14 protein-coding genes are annotated in these 20,559 nt (G+C 34.7%); 11 read left to right on the forward strand and 3 right to left on the reverse strand.

Going from position 1 to position 20,559, the window contains the following annotated elements; all coding sequences use genetic code 11:
- The first annotated feature begins 40 nt into the window (after window positions 1-40).
- From ACHRV3_RS14600 to ACHRV3_RS14620, 5 genes are all read left to right on the forward strand, one after another.
- Window positions 41-4,528 (forward strand): translocation/assembly module TamB domain-containing protein, encoded by a 4,488-nt coding sequence (locus tag ACHRV3_RS14600; RefSeq protein WP_395435070.1) that lies wholly within the window; start codon window positions 41-43, stop codon window positions 4,526-4,528.
- Between the two features lie 650 nt (window positions 4,529-5,178).
- Complete coding sequence (gene pfkA / locus ACHRV3_RS14605; protein WP_047773389.1) at window positions 5,179-6,165, forward strand: 6-phosphofructokinase; 987 nt, start codon at window positions 5,179-5,181, stop codon at window positions 6,163-6,165.
- A gap of 83 nt (window positions 6,166-6,248) precedes the next feature.
- Window positions 6,249-7,253: a type I glyceraldehyde-3-phosphate dehydrogenase gene (gene gap, locus ACHRV3_RS14610; RefSeq protein WP_047773388.1), complete on the forward strand. Its 1,005-nt coding sequence runs from the start codon at window positions 6,249-6,251 to the stop codon at window positions 7,251-7,253.
- A gap of 131 nt (window positions 7,254-7,384) precedes the next feature.
- The gene (locus ACHRV3_RS14615) at window positions 7,385-8,236 is read left to right on the forward strand and encodes an N-acetylglucosamine kinase (protein WP_230002462.1); all 852 of its coding nucleotides are present in this window, start codon (window positions 7,385-7,387) and stop codon (window positions 8,234-8,236) included.
- 10 nt (window positions 8,237-8,246) lie between these two features.
- Entirely contained in the window at window positions 8,247-8,618 is a 372-nt protein-coding gene (locus ACHRV3_RS14620; protein WP_047773384.1) for a methylglyoxal synthase, read from the forward strand.
- 442 nt (window positions 8,619-9,060) lie between these two features.
- On the opposite strand, the gene ACHRV3_RS14625 is transcribed toward ACHRV3_RS14620, so the two are convergent.
- Together ACHRV3_RS14625 and ACHRV3_RS14630 are read right to left on the reverse strand one after the other, a co-directional pair.
- A complete protein-coding gene (locus ACHRV3_RS14625) occupies window positions 9,061-9,441 on the reverse strand; it encodes a Rid family detoxifying hydrolase (protein ID WP_395435069.1) in 381 nt (126 codons plus the stop codon).
- Window positions 9,442-9,527: 86 nt separating this feature from the next.
- Window positions 9,528-12,245 (reverse strand): putative LPS assembly protein LptD, encoded by a 2,718-nt coding sequence (locus ACHRV3_RS14630; protein ID WP_395435068.1) that lies wholly within the window; start codon window positions 12,243-12,245, stop codon window positions 9,528-9,530.
- Between the two features lie 82 nt (window positions 12,246-12,327).
- On the opposite strand from ACHRV3_RS14630, the gene ACHRV3_RS14635 reads away from it, so the two are divergent.
- The 6 genes from ACHRV3_RS14635 to ACHRV3_RS14660 all read left to right on the forward strand — a co-directional run bounded on the left by ACHRV3_RS14635 (window position 12,328) and on the right by ACHRV3_RS14660 (window position 18,074).
- Entirely contained in the window at window positions 12,328-13,455 is a 1,128-nt protein-coding gene (locus ACHRV3_RS14635) for an N-acetylmuramoyl-L-alanine amidase (protein ID WP_047773754.1), read from the forward strand.
- A 50-nt stretch (window positions 13,456-13,505) separates the two neighbouring features.
- A complete protein-coding gene (locus ACHRV3_RS14640; RefSeq protein WP_047773381.1) occupies window positions 13,506-14,471 on the forward strand; it encodes an MlaD family protein in 966 nt (321 codons plus the stop codon).
- A 5-nt stretch (window positions 14,472-14,476) separates the two neighbouring features.
- Entirely contained in the window at window positions 14,477-15,814 is a 1,338-nt protein-coding gene (locus ACHRV3_RS14645; protein WP_395435067.1) for a 4Fe-4S dicluster domain-containing protein, read from the forward strand.
- Window positions 15,815-15,912: 98 nt separating this feature from the next.
- Window positions 15,913-16,704 (forward strand): (Fe-S)-binding protein, encoded by a 792-nt coding sequence (locus ACHRV3_RS14650; protein WP_395427091.1) that lies wholly within the window; start codon window positions 15,913-15,915, stop codon window positions 16,702-16,704.
- 205 nt (window positions 16,705-16,909) lie between these two features.
- Window positions 16,910-17,392 (forward strand): hypothetical protein, encoded by a 483-nt coding sequence (locus ACHRV3_RS14655; RefSeq protein WP_047773374.1) that lies wholly within the window; start codon window positions 16,910-16,912, stop codon window positions 17,390-17,392.
- 235 nt (window positions 17,393-17,627) lie between these two features.
- Window positions 17,628-18,074: a hypothetical protein gene (locus ACHRV3_RS14660; protein WP_395435066.1), complete on the forward strand. Its 447-nt coding sequence runs from the start codon at window positions 17,628-17,630 to the stop codon at window positions 18,072-18,074.
- 54 nt (window positions 18,075-18,128) lie between these two features.
- On the opposite strand, the gene ACHRV3_RS14665 is transcribed toward ACHRV3_RS14660, so the two are convergent.
- On the reverse strand, window positions 18,129-20,510 hold the full coding sequence (locus tag ACHRV3_RS14665; protein ID WP_230002455.1) for a TonB-dependent siderophore receptor: 2,382 nt from the start codon (window positions 20,508-20,510) through the stop codon (window positions 18,129-18,131).
- Window positions 20,511-20,559 lie beyond the last annotated feature (49 nt).

Here is a 20,559-nt window from a genome sequence, read left to right on the forward strand (position 1 = left end):
GAAAATAATATCACGAACCCTAATTGGGTTAATTTTACTTTTGTTGGCTCTTGCTATAACACTGTCTTTGCCTGTCGTTCAGACAAAAATTGCAAAGTATATTACAGAATCGCTCAACGCCGATTTTAAAACTAAAATAAGTGTAGAAAAAGTAGCAATCAATATTTTTGGAGGCGTCAAACTTAAAAAAGTTCTTATTCTGGATCATCATAATAAGACTTTAATCTATTCGGATCTCATTAATACAGATATTGTAAGCATAAAAAGAGTACTCGACGGCGATCTGATTTTTGGCGATCTGCGTTTAACGGGATTAATTTTTAACCTGAAAACGTACAAAGGCGAAGACGAAAATAATATTAATAAGTTTGTTAAATTGTTTGAAACAGGCAAGCCTTCTACATCGACCAAACACTTTTTGTTGACCGCTAAAAATGCCTATATCTCCAGAGGTAATTTTTCTGTAATAGACGAGAATAAAAAAACACCCAAATTTCTTGATTTTAAAAAGCTTAACGCTTATATAAGTGATTTTAAACTGTATGGGCCTGATGTAAATACAACGATTCACCGGTTTTCATTTTTGGATCATCGCGGTTTGTATGTTTCTAATTTTGCAGGGAAATTTAGTTACACCAAAAAGCAAATAAAGGTCGAGAATCTGGCCATAAAAACCAAAAGATCTTCTATTTACGGTCAGGCGATATTGAATTATAAGATAGAAGACTTTTTGCATTTTACAGATAAAGTAAAGTTTGATGTTGCGTTAGATTCTGCTTCGATTGCGACTAATGATATTCGTTATTTTTATGATGGACTGGGTAAAAACCAACATTTTAAAATTAAAACTAAAATAAAGGGTACCTTAAATAATTTGAACCTAAGACGATTAAGACTTAGCGATACCAACGGTTCAAGAATTGTTGGAACAATCAATTTCAGAAATCTTGTCGGAAGCGAAAATCAAAAGTTTTCTATGGATGGAAAATTTGATAAGCTGCTTTCGAGTTATGATGATCTGGTTGTTTTATTGCCGGGTGTTTTAGGAACTAAACTTCCGAAAGAAATTCAGAGGTTGGGCAGATTTAATATGGTGGGGAAAGCTAAAGTTTCGACTACGGCCTTGGAAACTGATTTTAAAATGACAACCGATTTAGGAAATGGTCAAATCGATTTGCATATGAATAATATGGATTTTATTGACAAAGCCTCTTATTCGGGAAATATTATACTTGATAATTTTGATGTTGGGACTTTATTACAGCGAAAAGATATTGGCAGAACTACATTAAATTTAGATGTTGACGGAGTTGGTTTTACCGAGAAGTACCTCAATACAATCGTAAAGGGGGATATTGCTAAATTAGATTATAATAAGTACACCTATAATAATATTGTTGTAAACGGTAATTTTAAATTGCCATATTATAAAGGACAGGTCTCTATTAATGATCCGAATGTAAGTCTGACATTTGACGGTTTGGTTGATTTAAGCAAACGAGAAAGCAAATATGATTTTCATATCAATGTTGAAAATGCCGATTTGCGAAAGTTGAAATTTGTAAAAGATTCCATTTCTCATTTTTCCGGTGATGCTATTGTTGAACTGACGGGAAATTCTATTGAGAATCTTCAGGGGAATGTTTATATCAAAGATGCGGTATATAAAAATCCAAAATCGACTTATGTTTTTGATGAAATAACGGTAAATTCTAATTTTGATAAAGACCGATTGCGAACTATTAACATCAACTCGTCGGATGTTGTTAATGGAGAAATCGTGGGTAAATTTCAGTTTAAAGAACTGGATAAACTGGTCATGAATTCTGTGGGAAGTCTTTATACCAATTACAAACCTTATAAAGTCAAAAAAGGACAGTTTTTGCGATTCAATTTGCATGTCTATAATAAGGTAGTCGAAATGTTGTATCCTGAAATTGAAATTGATTCCTCAACCGTTTTACGTGGAAAAATTGATTCCGATTTAAATGAATTCAAATTTAAATTCAATTCTCAAAAGATTACTGCAGCGAAAAATACATTTGATAATATCAGAATCAATGTCGATAACAAAAATCAGCTTTACAATGCCTATGTAGAGTTAGACAGTATTAAGACACCTTATTATAAAGTACGTGATTTTAGTTTGATTAATGTTACGGCAAATGATACGCTGTTTGTTCGTTCCGAGTTTAAAGGGGGAGATAAAGGGGAGGATTATTTTAATATGAATCTCTATCATACGATAGATAAAGACAAGAACAATATTGTGGGAATTCATAAGTCGGAGATGAAATTCAAAGACTATTTGTGGTACTTAAATGAAGATGCTGAAAAAGACAATCAGATCGTTTTTGACAAAGAATTTAAAAACTTTAAGATCGATAATATTGTTTTGTCTCACGAAGATCAGAAAATTGATTTAAATGGTGTTTTAAAAGGAAAAGACTATAAAGACATTGTGCTGAATTTTGAGGATGTTGATATTAATAAAATAACACCTTTCAATTCGAAGTTTGTGTTTAACGGTAATCTGAACGGAAGTGTTAATTACAAGCAGAATAAAGATGTCTATCAGCCCACAGCCTCTATTGTAATTGATCATCTTAATTTAAATAAAATTGATTTAGGAACTTTAAATTTTGATATCGCAGGAGATGAAAGTTTTAAAAAGTTTACGATAAATTCGTCCATACAAAATGGTTTTACAGAATCGTTTAAAGCAGACGGAAATTTTTCTGTAGAGAATAAGGAAACTTTCTTAGACATGAATCTAAAACTCGAAGGTTTTAATCTGGCTACTCTGGGAACAGTTGGCGGCGAAGTTCTGTCGAATGTGAGAGGAACAGTCTCGGGAAATGCAGCGGTTGTCGGAAATCTGAAAAAACCCGAAATCAATGGAAGGTTATATGTTGAAAAAGCCGGTATGACTATTCCGTATCTCAATACAGATTATGAGTTGGGTGATCGTACTGTTATTGATTTAACGGATGAGAAGTTTTTGTTTCGAAATAATCAGCTGACAGATACAAAATACAAAACCAAAGGACTGTTGAATGGTAGCATTGAGCATCATAATTTTGGCGATTGGAAATTAGATTTGAACATTTCGTCCAAGCGATTGCTGGCACTTGATACAAAAGATAGTGAGGATGCGGCCTATTTTGGTACGGCCTTTATTAATGGTACGGCAAGCATTAAGGGTCCGACAGAAAGTTTGTTTATTAAAGTCGCTGCCAAATCAGAAAAAGGAACGCAGGTTAAGATTCCGATTAATAATGCACAGAGTGTTGGCGAAAGCAGTTTTATTCACTTTGTAACGCCGCAAGAGAAATATAATCTGGAGAATGGGATAGCCGAAAAGACAAAAAATTACGGCGGTCTTGAATTAGAGTTTGACTTTGATATCACACCCGACGCCGAAGTCGAGGTAATCCTGGACCGAAATTCGGGGCATGGTATGAAAGGGAAAGGATACGGATCGCTATTGTTTAAGATTAATACATTAGGTAAATTTAATATGTGGGGAGATTTCCAGGCGTATGAAGGAACCTATAATTTTAAATATGGTGGTTTAATCGATAAAAAATTCGCAGTTAAAAAAGGAGGATCCATTATTTGGGAGGGTAACCCGCTAAAAGCGCAGTTAAATTTGGAAGCCGTTTATAGAACGTCTGCCAATCCTGCTGTATTACTGGAAAATTCTTCTTTCAATAAAAAAGTACCGGTTGAAGTAGTCATTGGTTTAAGAGGAGATTTAACAAGTCCGGAGCCTAATTTTGATATACAATTTCCATCGGTAAGCAGTGTTTTAAAATCGGAGATACAATACAAATTAGATGACAAAGACGTACGCCAGACACAAGCATTGTATCTGTTGTCGACCGGTTCGTTTATGAGTGCGGACGGATTTAATCAAAGTGATTTGTCGGGAACATTTGCTGAAACTGCTGCCAGTTTGTTGGGTGGAATTATAAAATCTGATAATGATAAATTCAATATCGATTTGAATTTTATTTCTGCCGATAAGCGATTGGGACAGGAGGCAGACGGTCAGTTTGTGGCTAATATTACGTCTCAGGTCAACGAAAGAATTACGATTAATGGTAAGGTTGGAGTTCCGGTTGGAGGTGTTAATGAATCGGCTATTGTTGGTGATATTGAAATTCTATACCGTGTTAATGAAGATGGAACGATGAATCTGCGATTGTTTAATAAAGAAAATGACATCAATTATATAGGACAAGGAATTGGTTATACGCAGGGAGTCGGTATTTCATACGAAGTCGATTTTGATACTTTTAGTGAATTGGTCAATAAAATATTCAAAAGCCATAAATTAGAAAGAGCTTTAAAAAACAATACAGATGATTTACAGGATTCGTATTTAAATCCGGATTATATGAAATTTTCAAACAAAAAAGATGCCGATAAGAATAAAAAGAAATCGGATAAAAAAGAAGAAGAAAAGCCACAACCAACAAATAATAACAATCAGGGACTAATACCTGATAATGATGATTTTTAAGTTTGTGTTAAAAATGTCCTATAGAAAACCATTACGTCGCGTAATGGTTTTTTTTATGCTTAAATTTAGGGGTTAAGGAGTTTTTTTAGGATCAGTTTCAAAAGTTGGAAATTAAGTCTAGAAGTTGTGGAGTAATTTGTGTAAATCGCCTCTATTATCAGAATTAGCAGTTTTTGAGGTTTGTTTTATTGTTGATTTTTAAACGGTTATTTCTCGCAAAGACGCAAGGTCGCCAAGTTTCTATTCTGATTTTTTAACTTTGCGACTCTGCGTCTTTGCGAGATTTTTGTACGGCTGTCACCCTGAGCGAAGTCGAAGGCTGGTTAAGTTAATAAGGGCTTCGACTTCGTTCAGCCTGACAAATGGAAAACCATCACGTCATTTAATGGTTTTTTTATGCTTAAAATTAGAGATAAAACCTTTTTTGAAGCTATTTCTTAAAATCGACAGTTTTGTAACAGTTCATTATTGTATTGTTAATTTTAGAGATTTAATTAAAAAAAGAGACTTTTATTATTTTTAATGAATTTTTTCATATCAAAAAACTTATTAACGAAAACGTTTGAATTTAACATATTTTATTAATTTATTACAATCATAACCCGAAAAGTGATGAATGTTTGCTAATTTTACACTTTAATACTTAAATAATGCCAAAAACAATAAAAAAAGTAGGTGTTCTAACCTCAGGAGGTGACTCACCAGGAATGAATGCCGCAATACGATCAGTTGTTCGAACATGTGCTTATCATAATATAGAATGCATAGGAATTTATAGAGGGTATCAAGGAATGATCGAAGGAGATTTCAAAGAAATGGGCCCTCGAAGTGTAAATAATATTGTAAACAAGGGAGGGACGATCTTAAAGTCGGCTCGTTCTGTGGATTTTAGAACGCCGGAAGGCAGAAAAAAAGCACACGAAAATCTTGTAAAATCCGGAGTTGATGCTTTGGTTGTCATAGGTGGCGATGGAAGTTTTACCGGAGCATTACTTTTTAATACAGAATTTGGTTTTCCTGTAATGGGAATTCCGGGTACAATTGATAACGATATTTTTGGAACCAGTTTTACTTTAGGGTACGATACGGCTTTAAATACAGTTGTAGATTGTATTGATAAAATTAGAGATACTGCCAGTTCACATAACCGATTGTTTTTTGTAGAGGTTATGGGTAGAGATGCAGGTCATATTGCTCTTAATGCCGGAATTGGAGCCGGTGCAGAAGAAATTCTTATTCCTGAAGAAGATTTAGGTCTAGAGCGACTACTTGATTCTCTTCAAAAAAGTAAAGCTTCAGGAAAATCATCCAGTATAGTAGTTATTGCGGAAGGCGATAAAATTGGTAAAAACGTATTCGAATTAAAAGATTACGTTGAAGCTAATTTACCTGAATATGATGTAAGAGTATCCGTTTTAGGACATATGCAACGTGGTGGTTCTCCATCTTGTTTTGACAGGGTTTTAGCAAGCCGCTTGGGAGTAAAAGCGGTGGAGTCTTTAATCGAAGGAAAATCAAATTACATGGTTGGATTGCAACATGACAAGGTTACTTTGACGCCTCTGGAACAAGCAATTAAAGGGAAATCTGAAATTGATAGAGAGTTATTGAGAGTGTCTGATATCATGTCGACATAAAAAAATAAGTGAGAAAGAAATGAAGTTTATTGTGAGGAAATTAGACTTTAAATTAGCGTAATAAAAAACAAAAATTAAGTAAAATGTCAAAAGTAAAATTAGGAATAAACGGATTTGGACGTATTGGAAGAATCGTTTTCAGAGAATCTTTCAACAGAGATAATGTAGAAGTAGTTGCAATCAATGACTTATTAGATGTAGATCATTTAGCTTATTTATTAAAATATGATTCAGTTCACGGTCGTTTCAACGGAACTGTAGAAGTAAAAGAAGGAAAACTATACGTAAACGGAAGAAATATCCGTATTACTGCCGAAAGAGAACCAGCAAACCTGAAATGGAATGAGGTTGATGTAGATGTAGTGGCAGAATGTACCGGTTTCTTTACAACTCTTGAAACAGCAAATGCACATATTACAGGTGGTGCTAAAAAAGTAATCATTTCTGCTCCGTCTGCAGATGCTCCAATGTTTGTAATGGGAGTAAATCATGAAACGGCAAAAGCATCTGATACAGTTGTTTCGAATGCATCTTGTACAACGAACTGTTTAGCTCCTTTAGCTAAAGTTATTCACGATAATTTCGAAATTGTTGAAGGTTTAATGACTACGGTTCACGCAACAACTTCAACTCAAATGACTGCAGATGGTCCATCAAGAAAAGACTGGAGAGGTGGACGTGCAGCTTCAATAAATATCATCCCTTCTTCTACCGGTGCAGCAAAAGCAGTAGGAAAAGTAATTCCTTCTTTGAACGGAAAATTAACTGGTATGTCTTTCCGTGTTCCAACGGCTGACGTTTCTGTAGTTGATTTAACGGTAAAAGTAGCTAAAGAAACTACTTACGAAGAAATTATGGCTGTTTTGAAAAAAGCATCTGAAACTACTATGAAAGGTATTTTAGGTTATACAGAAGATGCGGTGGTGTCTCAGGATTTTATTTCTGATTCAAGAACATCTATCGTTGATGCTACTGCCGGAATTGGTTTGAATTCAAGCTTCTTCAAATTGGTGTCTTGGTACGATAATGAGTACGGATACTCTAGTAAATTAATTGATTTATCTGTGCATATTGCAGGTTTAAAATAATAAATCCTATTTTTGCAAAATCCCGTTATGTCAAAGTAACGGGATTTTGTTATATTGTTATTTCTTTAACTAATGTAGAAAGTGCACTTTTTTAATTGTTTGAAGAAAAACTAATCCAAAAACTAAATAAAATGAAATTAATAGTTGATAGTGGATCTACTAAAGCCGATTGGATTGCAATTGATGATAATGGAAAAGTATTATTCACAACACAAACCCTGGGGTTAAACCCTGAAATTCTTGACGGTCCGGAAGTTATTGCCAGAATAAGCGATCGTTTTGATATTTTGCAAAACAAAAAAAATGCTACACATTTGTTCTTCTATGGAGCAGGTTGTGGAACGGAAAGAATGCAGTCAGAATTATCGCGAATTTTTCGTGAGTTTTTTGAAAATGCAATTGTTGAAGTTCACGAAGATACCTATGCAGCGGTTTATGCAACTACTCCAAAAGGAGAATCTGCTATTGTAAGTATTCTGGGAACAGGTTCTAACTGCAGCTATTTTGATGGAAAAGTATTGCATCAGAAAGTACAATCTCTAGGGTATATTGCTATGGATGATTGTAGTGGAAATGTTTTCGGAAAAGAACTGATCAGGAAATATTATTTCAATAAAATGCCTAAAGATTTGGCAATTGAATTTGAAAAAGAATATAATTTAGAACCTGATTTTATCAAAAATAAATTATACAAAGAACCTAATCCAAACGCGTATTTAGCGACTTTTGCTAAGTTCTTAATCAAACATAAAGATACTGAGTTTTGCAGAAAAATCATTTTTAAAGGAATGAAATCGTTTGTTAAAAACTATATTAAACAATTCGATAACTGTAAAGAAGTTCCGGTACATTTTGTTGGTTCAATAGCTTTTTACTTAAAAGACGAATTGCAGGAAACATTTAATAAGTATGAACTTCAGCTAGGTAACGTATTAAGAAGACCAATCGATGGTTTGATCGCGTATCACGTTGCCAACCAATAGTTCTGTATTTATGGAGATCGCAATAATTGCACACGATGGAAAAAAAGCAGACATGGTTCAGTTTTTAAATAAAAATAAGAATCTTTTGCTTCGGGAAAATATAAAACTAATTGCAACCGGAACAACAGGAGGTAAAGCAGAAAAGGCTGGATTTAAAGTCCGAAAAATGCTTTCAGGTCCAATGGGAGGTGATGCCCAGATTGCAGCGAGAGTTGCCGAGGGTAAAACGCAGCTGGTTTTCTTTTTTAAAGACCCGTTAGCAAGTCACGCGCATGAAGTGGATATTAATATGTTGATTCGGGTTTGTGATGTACATAACGTGCCATTGGCGACAAATGAAGCTACAGCGCAATTGTTGTTAAATGCAGTTACATTGCTATAGTTTCTCTAACATAAAAGAATAGTGCAAAATTTATTTGCCATTGAAACCGTTTCATTTGTGAGGCGGTTTTTTTATGCTTTGACTTGTAATGAATCAAGTCCAAAAGATGCGGGGATGTAAATCTCGCAGAGTTGCAAAGTTTTAATGAAAAAGCAGCAAAAAAGACTTTGATACTCCGTTCCATTTAGAGTAACCCAAAGTAAGAAAGCAGAAAAGACAAGCGTAAAGCTTAAAAGTAAGAAGAAAAAACTTTGCGACTTGGCGTCTTTGCGAGATTATCAAAGCGAGAAGTTAGGAGATATAAACTTAAAAAGCCGTGATAAAAAAGTATAAGACCTGCTACTTCTGAAAAAAGAGAATAGAAAAAACAACTATTTCTGGTTGGAGTATACAAATGTGCCGCTGGTTATAAATAAAGCAACGGCACAATTGTTATTGATTGTTATTGCACAGCAATTATAGAAATTTCTACATTAACTTTTTTTGGCAAACAAGCTACCTGAACTGTTTCACGAGCCGGAGCGGTTTTTTCGTTGAAATAAGAACCGTAAACCGTATTTATCGCAGCAAAATTATTCATGTCCATAATAAAGATAGTGGCTTTCACTACGTTCTCGAAAGTCATGTCAGCTGCTTCTAAAATAGCGGCAATATTTTGCATAACCTGCTCGGTCTCGTCATTGATATTCGCAGTAATCAGTTCTCCTGAAGCAGGATTGATTGCAATCTGACCAGAAGCATAAAGAGTGTTTCCAGATAATACGGCCTGATTGTAAGGACCGATTGGAGCTGGTGCTTTTTCAGTAAAAATTATTTTTTTCATAATAGTTGATTTTAAATGCTGAAAAGAGATTTTTTGAGCAGCCTATTCCTGAGTAATAGTGTTGCTGCATCTCTTTAAATATGATTTTATCGGGTCGAAACGCTTCGTTTGTTCCATTTGATATCACTAAGAACACCTGATTTAATTCCGATGAAGAAATTCCAGTTTGCATTATCTCCAAGTGGGTTCCAGTTGAATGCCATTCTCCAGCTTAATAAATCTCTTTCAAAACGGAATTGAGTAAACGTGACTCCTTTTTGTACAAAATCGTAACCCGTAGAAACTCCACCCTTCCATTTAGGGGTAATGTCCATATTGGCAGAAATCATGATAGAGTTTCCGCTAATTTTGTTTTCACGATTGGCATTCGTATAGGTTAAGGAGTACGCAAGTGTCATGTCCCACGGAATTTTCGACTTAAAAAATTCGGTAATTACATTTTCTCCATCGTCTTTTTCGTTTGCAAATTGGCTGTTTCTACTATCATTTAGATCCGTATTGGTACCAAATAAATCATCTTTACGACCACCATTCCGTTCACTTTGCTGGTTTTCTTCTTTTCCACCCTTGTTACTGAACGAGTAATTCATCGTTACATTTGCACTGGTCATTCTGAATAAGCTTCCGCCATTGTCAATGTTAAAAGTGTTTATTTTGGTTCCGGAGTTGTCTATAGCATAAGGATCAAGAGTAGCTCCAAAATTGACATTCATTTTATTATCAAAAAATTGCGTTCCTCCACTTACAAGTACAGGCTGCCAGGCTAAAACCTGTTTTCCGTCGGCATTAAAGTTGTAACTGGTGCTAAAGTTTAAGTTGTTTAACAGCATGATTTTTTTAGCTTCTGTCTTCGTGCTGTCTTTGTCTCTTACTTTGGCTTCAAAAGTATTGCTTAAAGAGAATCCTACAATATTAGAATTGTCTTTAGATGGAGCACCGTAAACACCATTGTCAAATCGACTGTATTGAGTGGTAATAAGACCGGAAGCATCAACAGCATAACTGTCATAGTATTTTTCGAAACTTGGGGTGTAAGCGTAAGTTATCGAAGGACGCATGACGTGACGTATCGATTGAATTTTTTTATCTGCACCAAAGTTAAATGTTCCGTAAATGGTTGTTCCTAAGTTTGTGCTGAAATTATAAGTTCTGAATGAGTCAAAACCATTAACGGTTTTATCTACAACTTTACTTTGGCTTGTATCGTAACTTTTATCAATTGTTTTGGTTACCCAAGTTTCCTGATAGTTGGTAGAGGCACCGGCACTAAAATATTTAAATAACTTAAAGTTAGTGCTTAAAGGGATGCTATGTTGCATACCGATCTTGGCATCTCTGAACATTTGCGGTTTAAAAAACAGAGAATCCGTTGTTACGATTTCATTTTTACCACTTAAGTTGTATTGTAAATTGATGTTTTTAATGAATCCTTTTTTCACGCCATCTTTTCCAACAAAAGGATATACACGATCCACACTTGCCTGTAAAGTAGGTAATGTCATGTTGATTTGTTCCGTTTGCGTGTTCTGAGAGTGTGTAGCTGTCAACGAAAGACGAGCTTGCGGAATCGTATTAAAGGTTTTGTTGTAGGAGATCGATGAACTTAAGGTATTGTTCAGATTCGACCCAACGTTGGCCTGATTTATCGATTGTTTGAAGTATTTACTACTTCCCATATTTACAGAAGCAGAAAATGTTGAATTTGGATTTGATTTAGTGTCTTTTGAATGGGACCACTGAATGTTGTAAATGTTTTGTTTCGAATAATCAGGGTAACCTCTTTCGCTGTTTATTAAATTTTCAAAACGTACATTTATATTTCCTCTGTACTTGTATCTTGTGGCATATGCCGATTCGAAACGCATGGCATAACTCCCGTTGGTGTAATAATCTCCTAAAACCGTTAAGTCGTAATTATCGCTTAAAGCAAAATAATACCCCATGTTTTGGAGCGAAAATCCACGAGTATTGGAGTCATTGTAACTTGGTATAATAATCCCTGAAACACTTTTTTCCTGACTCATCGGGAAATAAGCAAAAGGTAAGGCCAATGGAGTAGGTACGTCAGCGATAACCATATAAGTTCCGCCCACTATTACTTTTTTTCCGGGAATGAATTTAACTTTGTTGGCTGTGAAATAATATTCAGGGTCGTCTATGTTTTTAGAGGTTGTAAAACGAGTATTCTTTAAAAAGTAAACAGAGTCATTTTCTTTTTTAGTAATAGAAGCCTTTACTTTAAACTCTCCTTGTTCTGTTCTTGAATTGAAGATTAAAGCTTTTTGCGTTTTAAAATTAAATCGGATAGAATCGGGCTGTACTTCACTTGCACCTTGTTTAAAGTTTGGGTATTGTACTAAAACTCCTGTAGAATCTTTTATTCTTCCGGCATATACTTCGTCTTTATCGTAATTCAGTACAATTATACCGGCTTTCAGTTCAACATCTTTGTAGTATAATTCGGCTTCGTTAAAAAGCGTAATGGTTTTCTTCTTTTGGTCAATCTTGGCATAATCTTTAGCAACATACCTTACTTTGCCATCTAAAAAAGTCTTTTTAGGTTTTACAGTATCTAATTTAATAGTGTCTGTAACAACTGCATTAGGTTTCTCTGTTTTTTTCTCGGTTTTAGTTGCTTGTTTTACAGCTGGTAACGAGTTTTTTTTTGATTTTATCTCTTGGGAATATAGATTACCACATCCTAATGTTAGGAAAAATGATATTAAAACGATATTAAATAAGTTTGTATGCAAAGGTTTAAATGCTATTTTTGTAAAAGTATGGCTTGTTTTTTGACGTGTCAAACTTACATATAATTTTTTGTCAAAAATAATCAATTATAAAAATTATAGCAGTTGCATTTTATTAAAATTAACTTTTAGATTTATGAATATATTTAACAAAACTAGACTAATATTTAGTTTTTTTCTAACGATAATTACTTTTTGTTCTTACAGTCAGTCGAATGTGTTTAAAGTAACACTGGATGCCGGACATGGAGATCACGATTTTGGGGCGGTTTATAGCGGGAGAATAGAAAAAAATATTGCTTTGGCGATTGTGTTAAAAGTTGGAAAAATATTAGAACTTAATCCAAATGTTAATGTTATCTACACCCGTAAAACCGATGTTTTTATAGATCTTGTCGAAAGAGCCAATATCGCAAACCGTGCAAATTCCAATATTTTTGTTTCTATACATTGTAATGCAAACAAAAATACAGCGGCAGACGGAACAGAAACGTATGTAATGGGTTTGAGTAAAGTAGCATCAAATCTGGAAGCGGCGAAGAAAGAGAACTCGGTAATTACGCTGGAGAAAGATTATAAACGTAAATACGAAGGTTTTGATCCGAATTCTCCCGAATCAATGATCGGAATGACGTTAATGCAAGAAGAATACTTGGACAACAGTATCTCATTGGCCAGTAAAATCGAAGATAATTTTGATAAACTTGGAAAAAAACTGCGTCAGGGAGGTGTAAAACAAGCGCCTTTTATGGTACTTCATAAAGCATATATGCCAAGAGTATTAGTAGAAACCGGTTTCGTGTCTAATCCGACAGAAGGTAATATTTTAAATTCGGAGGAAGGACAAAATGATATCGCCAGAGCTATTGCTGAAGCTATTTTAAGTTATAAAAGAGAATATTTTGGTTCAGGAGTACCTGAAATGTCAGATGTAAGACCTGCAAAAGATACGTCCAGCGCGACAAAACAAAAGGCAGTTGAAACTCCGGTTGCGAAAAAAAATGCACCTAAAGGGACTTTCTTTAAGGTACAACTTATAGCAAGTATCAAAAATACACCGTTGGAGCCTAAAAACTTTAAAGGACTGAAAAATGTAACAATGTTATTTGAAAACAATATATATAAGTACTACTATCAAGAGACTTTAAGTTATGACGCAGCGCAAAAATATCTGCAAGAAGCTAAAGATAAAGGATATGGAGCTGCTTTTTTGATTGCATATAAGGACGGAGAAAAAATCAATATCCAGGACGCAATTAAATAATAGTCGCAAGTTCGAATATTTATATTAATTTTGTACAAACACTTAGAATTTTGAAACTAACAAGAGAAATTAAAACGGCTATTTTAGTCATCGCGTCAATTTTATTATTTATTTGGGGCTACAGTTTTTTAAAAGGTAAAGATCTTTTTACGAATTATAAAACACTATACGCAGAATACGATAATGTTGAAGATTTATCAGCTTCGGCACCTGTTACTTTAAACGGGCTTGTAATTGGTAAAGTAAGTAAGATTACAATTAATGAAACCACAGGTAAATTATTAGTTGAACTTCAGTTAAAAACAGATTTTCCTATTTCTAAAACCAGTAAAATATTTTTATATTCTCCAAGTTTAATTGGAGGAAAGCAGATTAAAATTGTACCCAATTTTGCTGATAAAGAACTTGCTGAAGACGGTCAGACCTTATCTTCATCTGTTGAATTAGGATTAACAGATTCTTTAGGAGGTAAAATAGAACCAATTCAGCAAAAGCTGGAAAAAATGTTGGTCAATATTGATGTTTTAGTTTCAGGACTAAACAATGTATTGGACAAAAAAGGTCAGGATGACATCAAGAAAACGCTGGCAGAATTAAGCCAAACTATGGAGCAGTTTCATAAAGCGGCCGGAAGTATGAATTCTATTTTAGATACTAATAAAGGACAAATTAACGGAGTTGTAACTAACTTTAATAAAATGTCAAGCAACTTTGTTAAGATATCAGATTCTTTAAATAAAGCAGATTTAGGAAAAACGGTTAAAAATCTGAACCAGACTTTAGCTAAAGTTGATGGTTTAATGAGTAATCTGAATTCCGGTAAAGGGACAGCAGGTAAATTATTAAATGACGATGCGTTGTACAATAATCTGGCTAAAACTTCAAAGGAATTAGAACTATTACTTCAGGATGTACGTCTTTATCCAACTCGTTATGTAAATGTTTCTCTTTTTGGAAAGAAAAACAAACCTTATGTAGCGCCTACAGAGGAGACTAATTCAACCACTAAAAAATAATTAGAATGAGTTATTTAGATAATATTTTATTCGCCATACTTCTTATAGTTGGTTTCGGTTTTTTTGCAAGGAGTGTAAAAAAGATCATCCGAAATATTAATTTGGGAGTAGATGTAGATCGAAAAGATAATTCTAAAGCACGCTGGAAAAACATGGCTATGATTGCTCTTGGGCAATCAAAAATGGTGAGACGCCCTGTTGCCGGAATACTTCATATTTTTGTATATGTAGGTTTTATAATTATTAATATCGAGTTACTCGAAATCATTATAGACGGATTATTTGGAACACATAGAATTTTTGCTCCTTATTTAGGAGTGGTTTATGATGTTTTGATTGCCTCTTTTGAAATACTGGCACTTTTGGTTTTAGTAGCCGTAATCGTATTCTGGATCAGAAGAAATATAGTAAGACTGAAACGTTTTATCAATCCGGATTTAAAAGGATTTCCTAAAAGTGATGCCAATTACATCTTGTATTTTGAGATGGTATTAATGACCTTATTTTTATTGATGAATGCGACTGATTTGCATTTGCAAAACGTTCCGGGAGGGTTTTCGCACTTTCATAAAGCAGGAAGTTTTCCGGTAAGTCAGTTTATCGCGCCGATTTTCAATGGTATGTCGAATGAATTGGTGATGTTATTGTGTGAAGCTTTTTGGTGGTTGCACATTGTAGGGATTTTGATTTTTATGAACTATTTGTATTTCTCAAAACACTTACACATTCTTTTAGCATTCCCAAATACGTATTTTGCGAACCTGAATCCTGAAGGGCAATTTGATAATTTAGAGTCGGTTACCAAAGAAGTAAAGTTAATGATGGACCCTAATTCAGATCCGTTTGCTGCTGCTCCTGTTGATGAAAATGCTGCTCCGGCTAAGTTTGGTGCAAGTGATGTTCAGGACTTAAACTGGGTACAATTGTTAAACGCCTACACTTGTACAGAATGTGGTCGTTGTACTTCTTCATGTCCGGCAAATCAAACCGGTAAAAAATTGTCTCCTCGTAAAATTATGATGGATACAAGAGACCGTTTGCAGGAAGTAGGAAACAATATTGATGCGAATAAAGGTGTTTTTGTACCGGATAATAAAACATTATTAAACGATTATATTACAGCAGAGGAATTATGGGCCTGTACTTCTTGTAATGCCTGTGTAGAAGAATGTCCTGTAAATATTAGCCCGTTATCTATTATTATGGACATGCGTCGTTATTTGGTGATGGAACAAAGTGCTGCTCCAATGTCATTAAACGCGATGATGACCAATATTGAAAATAACGGAGCACCTTGGCAATACAGCCAACAAGACAGATTGAATTGGAAAAATGAGAATTAATTTAGGAAACTAAAAAGACTCAGGAATAAATTAAGAATTCAGATTTCAGAGTAATAAATGAAACTTTGAACTTTAAACTTTAAACAAAAGAGAGAGAAATGTCAGAAAGTTTAGTAGTGCCAACAATGGCAGAAATGCTAGCCGAAGGAAAACAGCCGGAAGTGTTGTTTTGGGTAGGTTGTGCAGGAAGTTTTGATGATAGAGCAAAGAAAATAACAAAAGCATTTGTACGTATTTTAAACCGTACCAATGTGTCTTTTGCGGTACTGGGTACAGAAGAGAGTTGTACCGGAGATCCTGCGAAGCGTGCCGGTAATGAATTTTTGTTTCAAATGCAGGCCATGATGAATATTGAGGTTTTAAATGCCTATGAAGCTAAGAAAATAGTTACTGCTTGTCCGCATTGTTTTAATACGTTGAAAAATGAATATCCTGAATTGGGTGGTCAATACGATGTAATTCATCATACGGAGTTCTTAAAAGGGTTAATTGACGATGGAAGATTGACCGTTGAAGGAGGGCAATTTAAAGGAAAACGTATTACTTTTCACGATCCTTGTTATTTAGGAAGAGCCAATAAAGTATACGAAGCGCCAAGAGAATTAATTCAGAAGTTAGACGTTGAATTGGTCGAAATGAAACGTTCTAAAGCCAATGGATTATGTTGTGGAGCAGGTGGAGCACAAATGTTTAAAGATGCCGAACCGGGAGACAAAGAAATCAACGTAGAAAGAACAGAAGATGCTTTGGAAGTTAAGCCTGATATCATTGCAGCCGGTTGTCCGTTTTGTAATACGATGTTGACTGACGGTATCAAACATCAGGAAAAAGAAGCTTCTGTAAAAGTAATGGATATTGCGGAGCTAATCGCTAATGCACAGGATCTGTAGACTAAGAGGCTAAGTTTCTGAGATACTGAGGGGCTAAGTTTTTTGAACTTGGAACTTTTTTCTTGAGGAACAAAGGTTTGAAGTTACAGAGGTTCAAAGGTTTTGGAAACGGGGATTGAAAGTTGAAATTTTAGAAAATCTAAAATCAGCAATCTAAAATCAGTAATCTAAAATCTACAGTCTAAAATCTAAAATAATAATAAAAATGTATATCCCTTTTGAAAATTTACCTGGTGAGTCTAGAATTTGGATTTATCAATCAAACAGAAAATTTTCTGATGAGGAATTTTCTGAAATAGAGTCTGATCTGAAAACGTTTGTTGAAGGTTGGGCCGCACACGGAACTAGCTTGGAAGCTTCGTATGAGATGAAATACAACCGATTTATAATCTTGGCTGTAAATCAGGACGTGCAAGCGGCAACTGGATGTTCTATTGATAGCTCAGTTGAGTTTATCCAAAGTTTAGAAAAAAAGTACAATGTTGATTTGTTAGATAAAATGAACGTTACTTTTAAATTGGGTGAGCATATTGCGCACAAACCATTAATTGATTTTAAGAAGATGGTTAAAGATAAATCGGTATCAGAGAATACGATTGTGTTTAATAATCTTGTAAATAATATAGAAGAATACAACGAATCATGGGAAGTTCCGGCAGCAGACAGCTGGCACAGTCGTTTTTTCTAAAAAAGTATTTTTAAATTATAAAAAGGCATTAAATGTATATTTTGTGCCTTTTTTTGTGGTAACAAATAAAACTGTTAGCTTAGATTTGAGTTTAAAGGGGTCAAGTTCAGAAGTTGTGGAGAAACAAAAATTTAGCAGAACTAAGAAGAAAAAACAGTGTGAAAACAGGGTCTTTAAAAGAATTAGTTAGTGAGATTTTTTTGTTTCTCTTAATTTTAAATAAATGATATTATAAATGAAAAACGATCTTGTAGGCTTCCGTTGGATGAAATATAAGAATGGAAAATCTTATTTTGCTATTGTTAATTTGGATATTAAAAAGAACGGCATTAAAAACGAAATAGTAGAGAATTATTCAGGAACAGGCTTTAGTAATCAAGGAATAGATGTGGGGGCTGAAGGAATGGGTACCTGGAAAAAAGGATTACGAAATGGTTTGGAATTTATTGTCTCGAAAAGTTCATGTTTTTGGACAATTACCATAAACGGATTGTATGGAAAACCTGTTACGGATACAAATCCTGCAATTATTGGATATACAGGTATATTGGCCTTTTTAGAAAAAGCAAAAGTTGTAATCGATGAAGTAGATCTGGAAGAATTAGAACGTTTTGTATATCATAGTTGGGATAGCGGGAATGCAGAGAAGATTCCAAATTTTGAAGAGAAGCTTTTTTTATAATTTTAAATAAAAAACAAGCCCGACAGGTTTTTAAAACCTGTCGGGTTTATTTTTTTATAAATTGTAAACAAGATTCAATCTAAAACCTTGAGGATTTACAACTCTCCATCCATAATGTTTGTACCCCCAGGCTCCCGGGTAGTAACCAACATAATTGTATCTGTTTGTTACGTTGTTTACCAATAAAGATATTTGGTATTTACTTCGCTTATAAGATATTCCGGAATCTAGTGAAAACAAATTATCCGGTAAGTACTTTTCTTTGGTTACCGGCCACGCAGCTCTTTTGGCTTGATATTCGTACCCTAAAGTAAAACCTAAACCTTCTAACGATCCTTTTGTAATCGTGTATTTAATCCAGGCATTACTGATGTGTTTAGCTGTGCCGTACAACATCATTCCTACTTTACTACGATCATTGTCTTCAGTTACTTTTGCATCTGTAAAAGCATAGTTGAACATCACGTTCCAGTTGTTACCGATTGTTCCATTCAAATCAAACTCAATACCTTTTGATAAACTCTCACCTGTTTGTTCAGACATTCCCGGATTTTCAGGACCCGCAGATGTCAACATATTGGTTTTTGTTAAATGATAGAATGTTAAACCTGTCATTAATTTGCTGTTGAACCATGTTTTTTTGGTTCCGATTTCAGTGTTTTTTCCATAAGAAGGATCAGCGCTTCCGCCACCCACTAGCATTCCGGTTTGTTCCTGAAAACTTTCGTCGTATAAGGCATAAGCTGTCCAGCTTGGAGATAGTACTCCCGTTACACTGAATCGTGGTGTAATGGCATCATTTTTTACACGTTTACCATTGTCAGCACCACTCGTTTTGACGGTATTGGTGTATCTTAAGCCTCCTGCAATTCGTAATTTATCATCCAAGAAACGTGCTTCGTCCTGAATGTGAAGTGACGTATAGCTGTAATTGGTAAGGTAGTTTGCGCCACGCTCACGTAACGATCTTGATCGGTCATAAGAAGGCAAGTCAGACTTTCTTAATTTACCATAAACAGGATTGTAAATATTAAATACCGGGCCAACTGGTTGATTTATAACAGTCCAATCGGCAACGTAGAATTTTTCTCCCATATCCAATCCTCCTAAAACAGCATGATTGACACTTCCGGTAGTGAATTTACCTCTCGTAAAAACCTGTCCTACTGTTGAAGTATTTAAGGCATCGTTTATACTGATTCCTCTTTGTACATCCCCTTTTTTCTTGTTGTTGGCAAGATCATCCACCAAAACAATGTTATTGTACATTCCGTACAAAGATTCCCCTTCCATTTCCGATTTTACATAACCAAATTGTCCAACAAGTAACCAATCCTCGTTGAAGTTATGGTTGATTGTTCCGAAAATATTCGTTTCTGCAGACTTTGTAGGATCCACAATAGGATCAGCAAAGTTAAATTCTTTTGGAACATCTTTAAATCCGTCTATTCCGTAAGAATATTTAGCAAATCCTCCAACAAATGAATTTTGAGATAAAATATACTCTAAAGTAACATTTGTGTTTTCAGAGAGATCGTATTTCAAACTAGGATTAAAAACATATTGTTCATGCTCAACATATTGTTGAAAAGATTGTTTTTTGGTTCCCATTACGTTCAGCCTTCCGGTTAATTTCCCGTCTTTGCTTAGTATCTCATCAATATCTGCCGAAGCTCTGTACAAATTGTAACTTCCTAAAGTCATTTGGAATACTTTTTTCTGAGTTCCCATTGGTTTTTTTGTGACAATATTGTAAAAACCTCCGGGTTGTGTATTTCCCATCATGAATCCCGCAGGGCCTTTTACAAACTCGATACGTTCAACAAAAGAAATGTCTTCGCGGAGTGGTCCGAAGCTTCCGCTGACGTCCATTCCGTTTCTTAAATTAGAAGCTGCAAATCCGCGAACGGCAAGTCCAACGCTACCTTCTTCCTGATGCGTAATGGTTCTTACACCACTAATATTTCGGCTAATACCGTCGGCTGTGGTTAGAATTTGTTGGTCACTTAAAACTTGTCGGTCAATTACCTGAATGTTTTGTGGTGTAAGCAATAAATTTTCACCGATTCGCAAAGTAGAGGATGGAATGGTCCTGCGGTTTGCCGACACATTCACAGTTTCTAATTCATATAGATAAGAGGACTGTGATAGGTTATAGACTAAATGTTGGTCGGTTTCTATAGTAACCGTATATGTTTTTACAAAAACCGGATTTTCTACTTGTATTTCGTATTTCCCCTTTGGTAAATTGTCAAAAATGTAGATTCCTTGTGGGTTAGTGTATGTGGTTTGTTGGCCCTGATTCAGAATTACTTTTAAGGCGTCTAGTGGTTTTTCGTCAAAATCTGTGATTTTACCTTTTATTTGTCCGGAATTTTGTGCCCAAGTCATCATTGGAAAGATGATTAGGCTAAATAAAAATATTTTAACACGCATGTTTTCTTATTTAGAATTAGTATAATTAAATTTGTTCGGCAAAAGTAGC

Origin of the sequence: Flavobacterium sp. FlaQc-49 (assembly GCF_044005985.1) — a bacterium.
Classification (GTDB): Bacteria; Bacteroidota; Bacteroidia; order Flavobacteriales; family Flavobacteriaceae; genus Flavobacterium; species Flavobacterium cupriresistens.

Coding starts and splice junctions, on each gene's coding strand:
- pfkA (WP_047773389.1), top strand. CDS start 5,179: ATGCCAAAAACAATAAAAAAAGTAGGTGTTCTAACCTCAGGAGGTGAC.
- ACHRV3_RS14665 (WP_230002455.1), bottom strand. CDS start 20,510: ATGCGTGTTAAAATATTTTTATTTAGCCTAATCATCTTTCCAATGATG.
- ACHRV3_RS14660 (WP_395435066.1), top strand. CDS start 17,628: ATGAAAAACGATCTTGTAGGCTTCCGTTGGATGAAATATAAGAATGGA.
- ACHRV3_RS14620 (WP_047773384.1), top strand. CDS start 8,247: ATGGAGATCGCAATAATTGCACACGATGGAAAAAAAGCAGACATGGTT.
- ACHRV3_RS14645 (WP_395435067.1), top strand. CDS start 14,477: ATGAGTTATTTAGATAATATTTTATTCGCCATACTTCTTATAGTTGGT.
- ACHRV3_RS14655 (WP_047773374.1), top strand. CDS start 16,910: ATGTATATCCCTTTTGAAAATTTACCTGGTGAGTCTAGAATTTGGATT.
- ACHRV3_RS14635 (WP_047773754.1), top strand. CDS start 12,328: ATGAATATATTTAACAAAACTAGACTAATATTTAGTTTTTTTCTAACG.
- ACHRV3_RS14615 (WP_230002462.1), top strand. CDS start 7,385: ATGAAATTAATAGTTGATAGTGGATCTACTAAAGCCGATTGGATTGCA.
- ACHRV3_RS14650 (WP_395427091.1), top strand. CDS start 15,913: ATGTCAGAAAGTTTAGTAGTGCCAACAATGGCAGAAATGCTAGCCGAA.
- gap (WP_047773388.1), top strand. CDS start 6,249: ATGTCAAAAGTAAAATTAGGAATAAACGGATTTGGACGTATTGGAAGA.
- ACHRV3_RS14625 (WP_395435069.1), bottom strand. CDS start 9,441: ATGAAAAAAATAATTTTTACTGAAAAAGCACCAGCTCCAATCGGTCCT.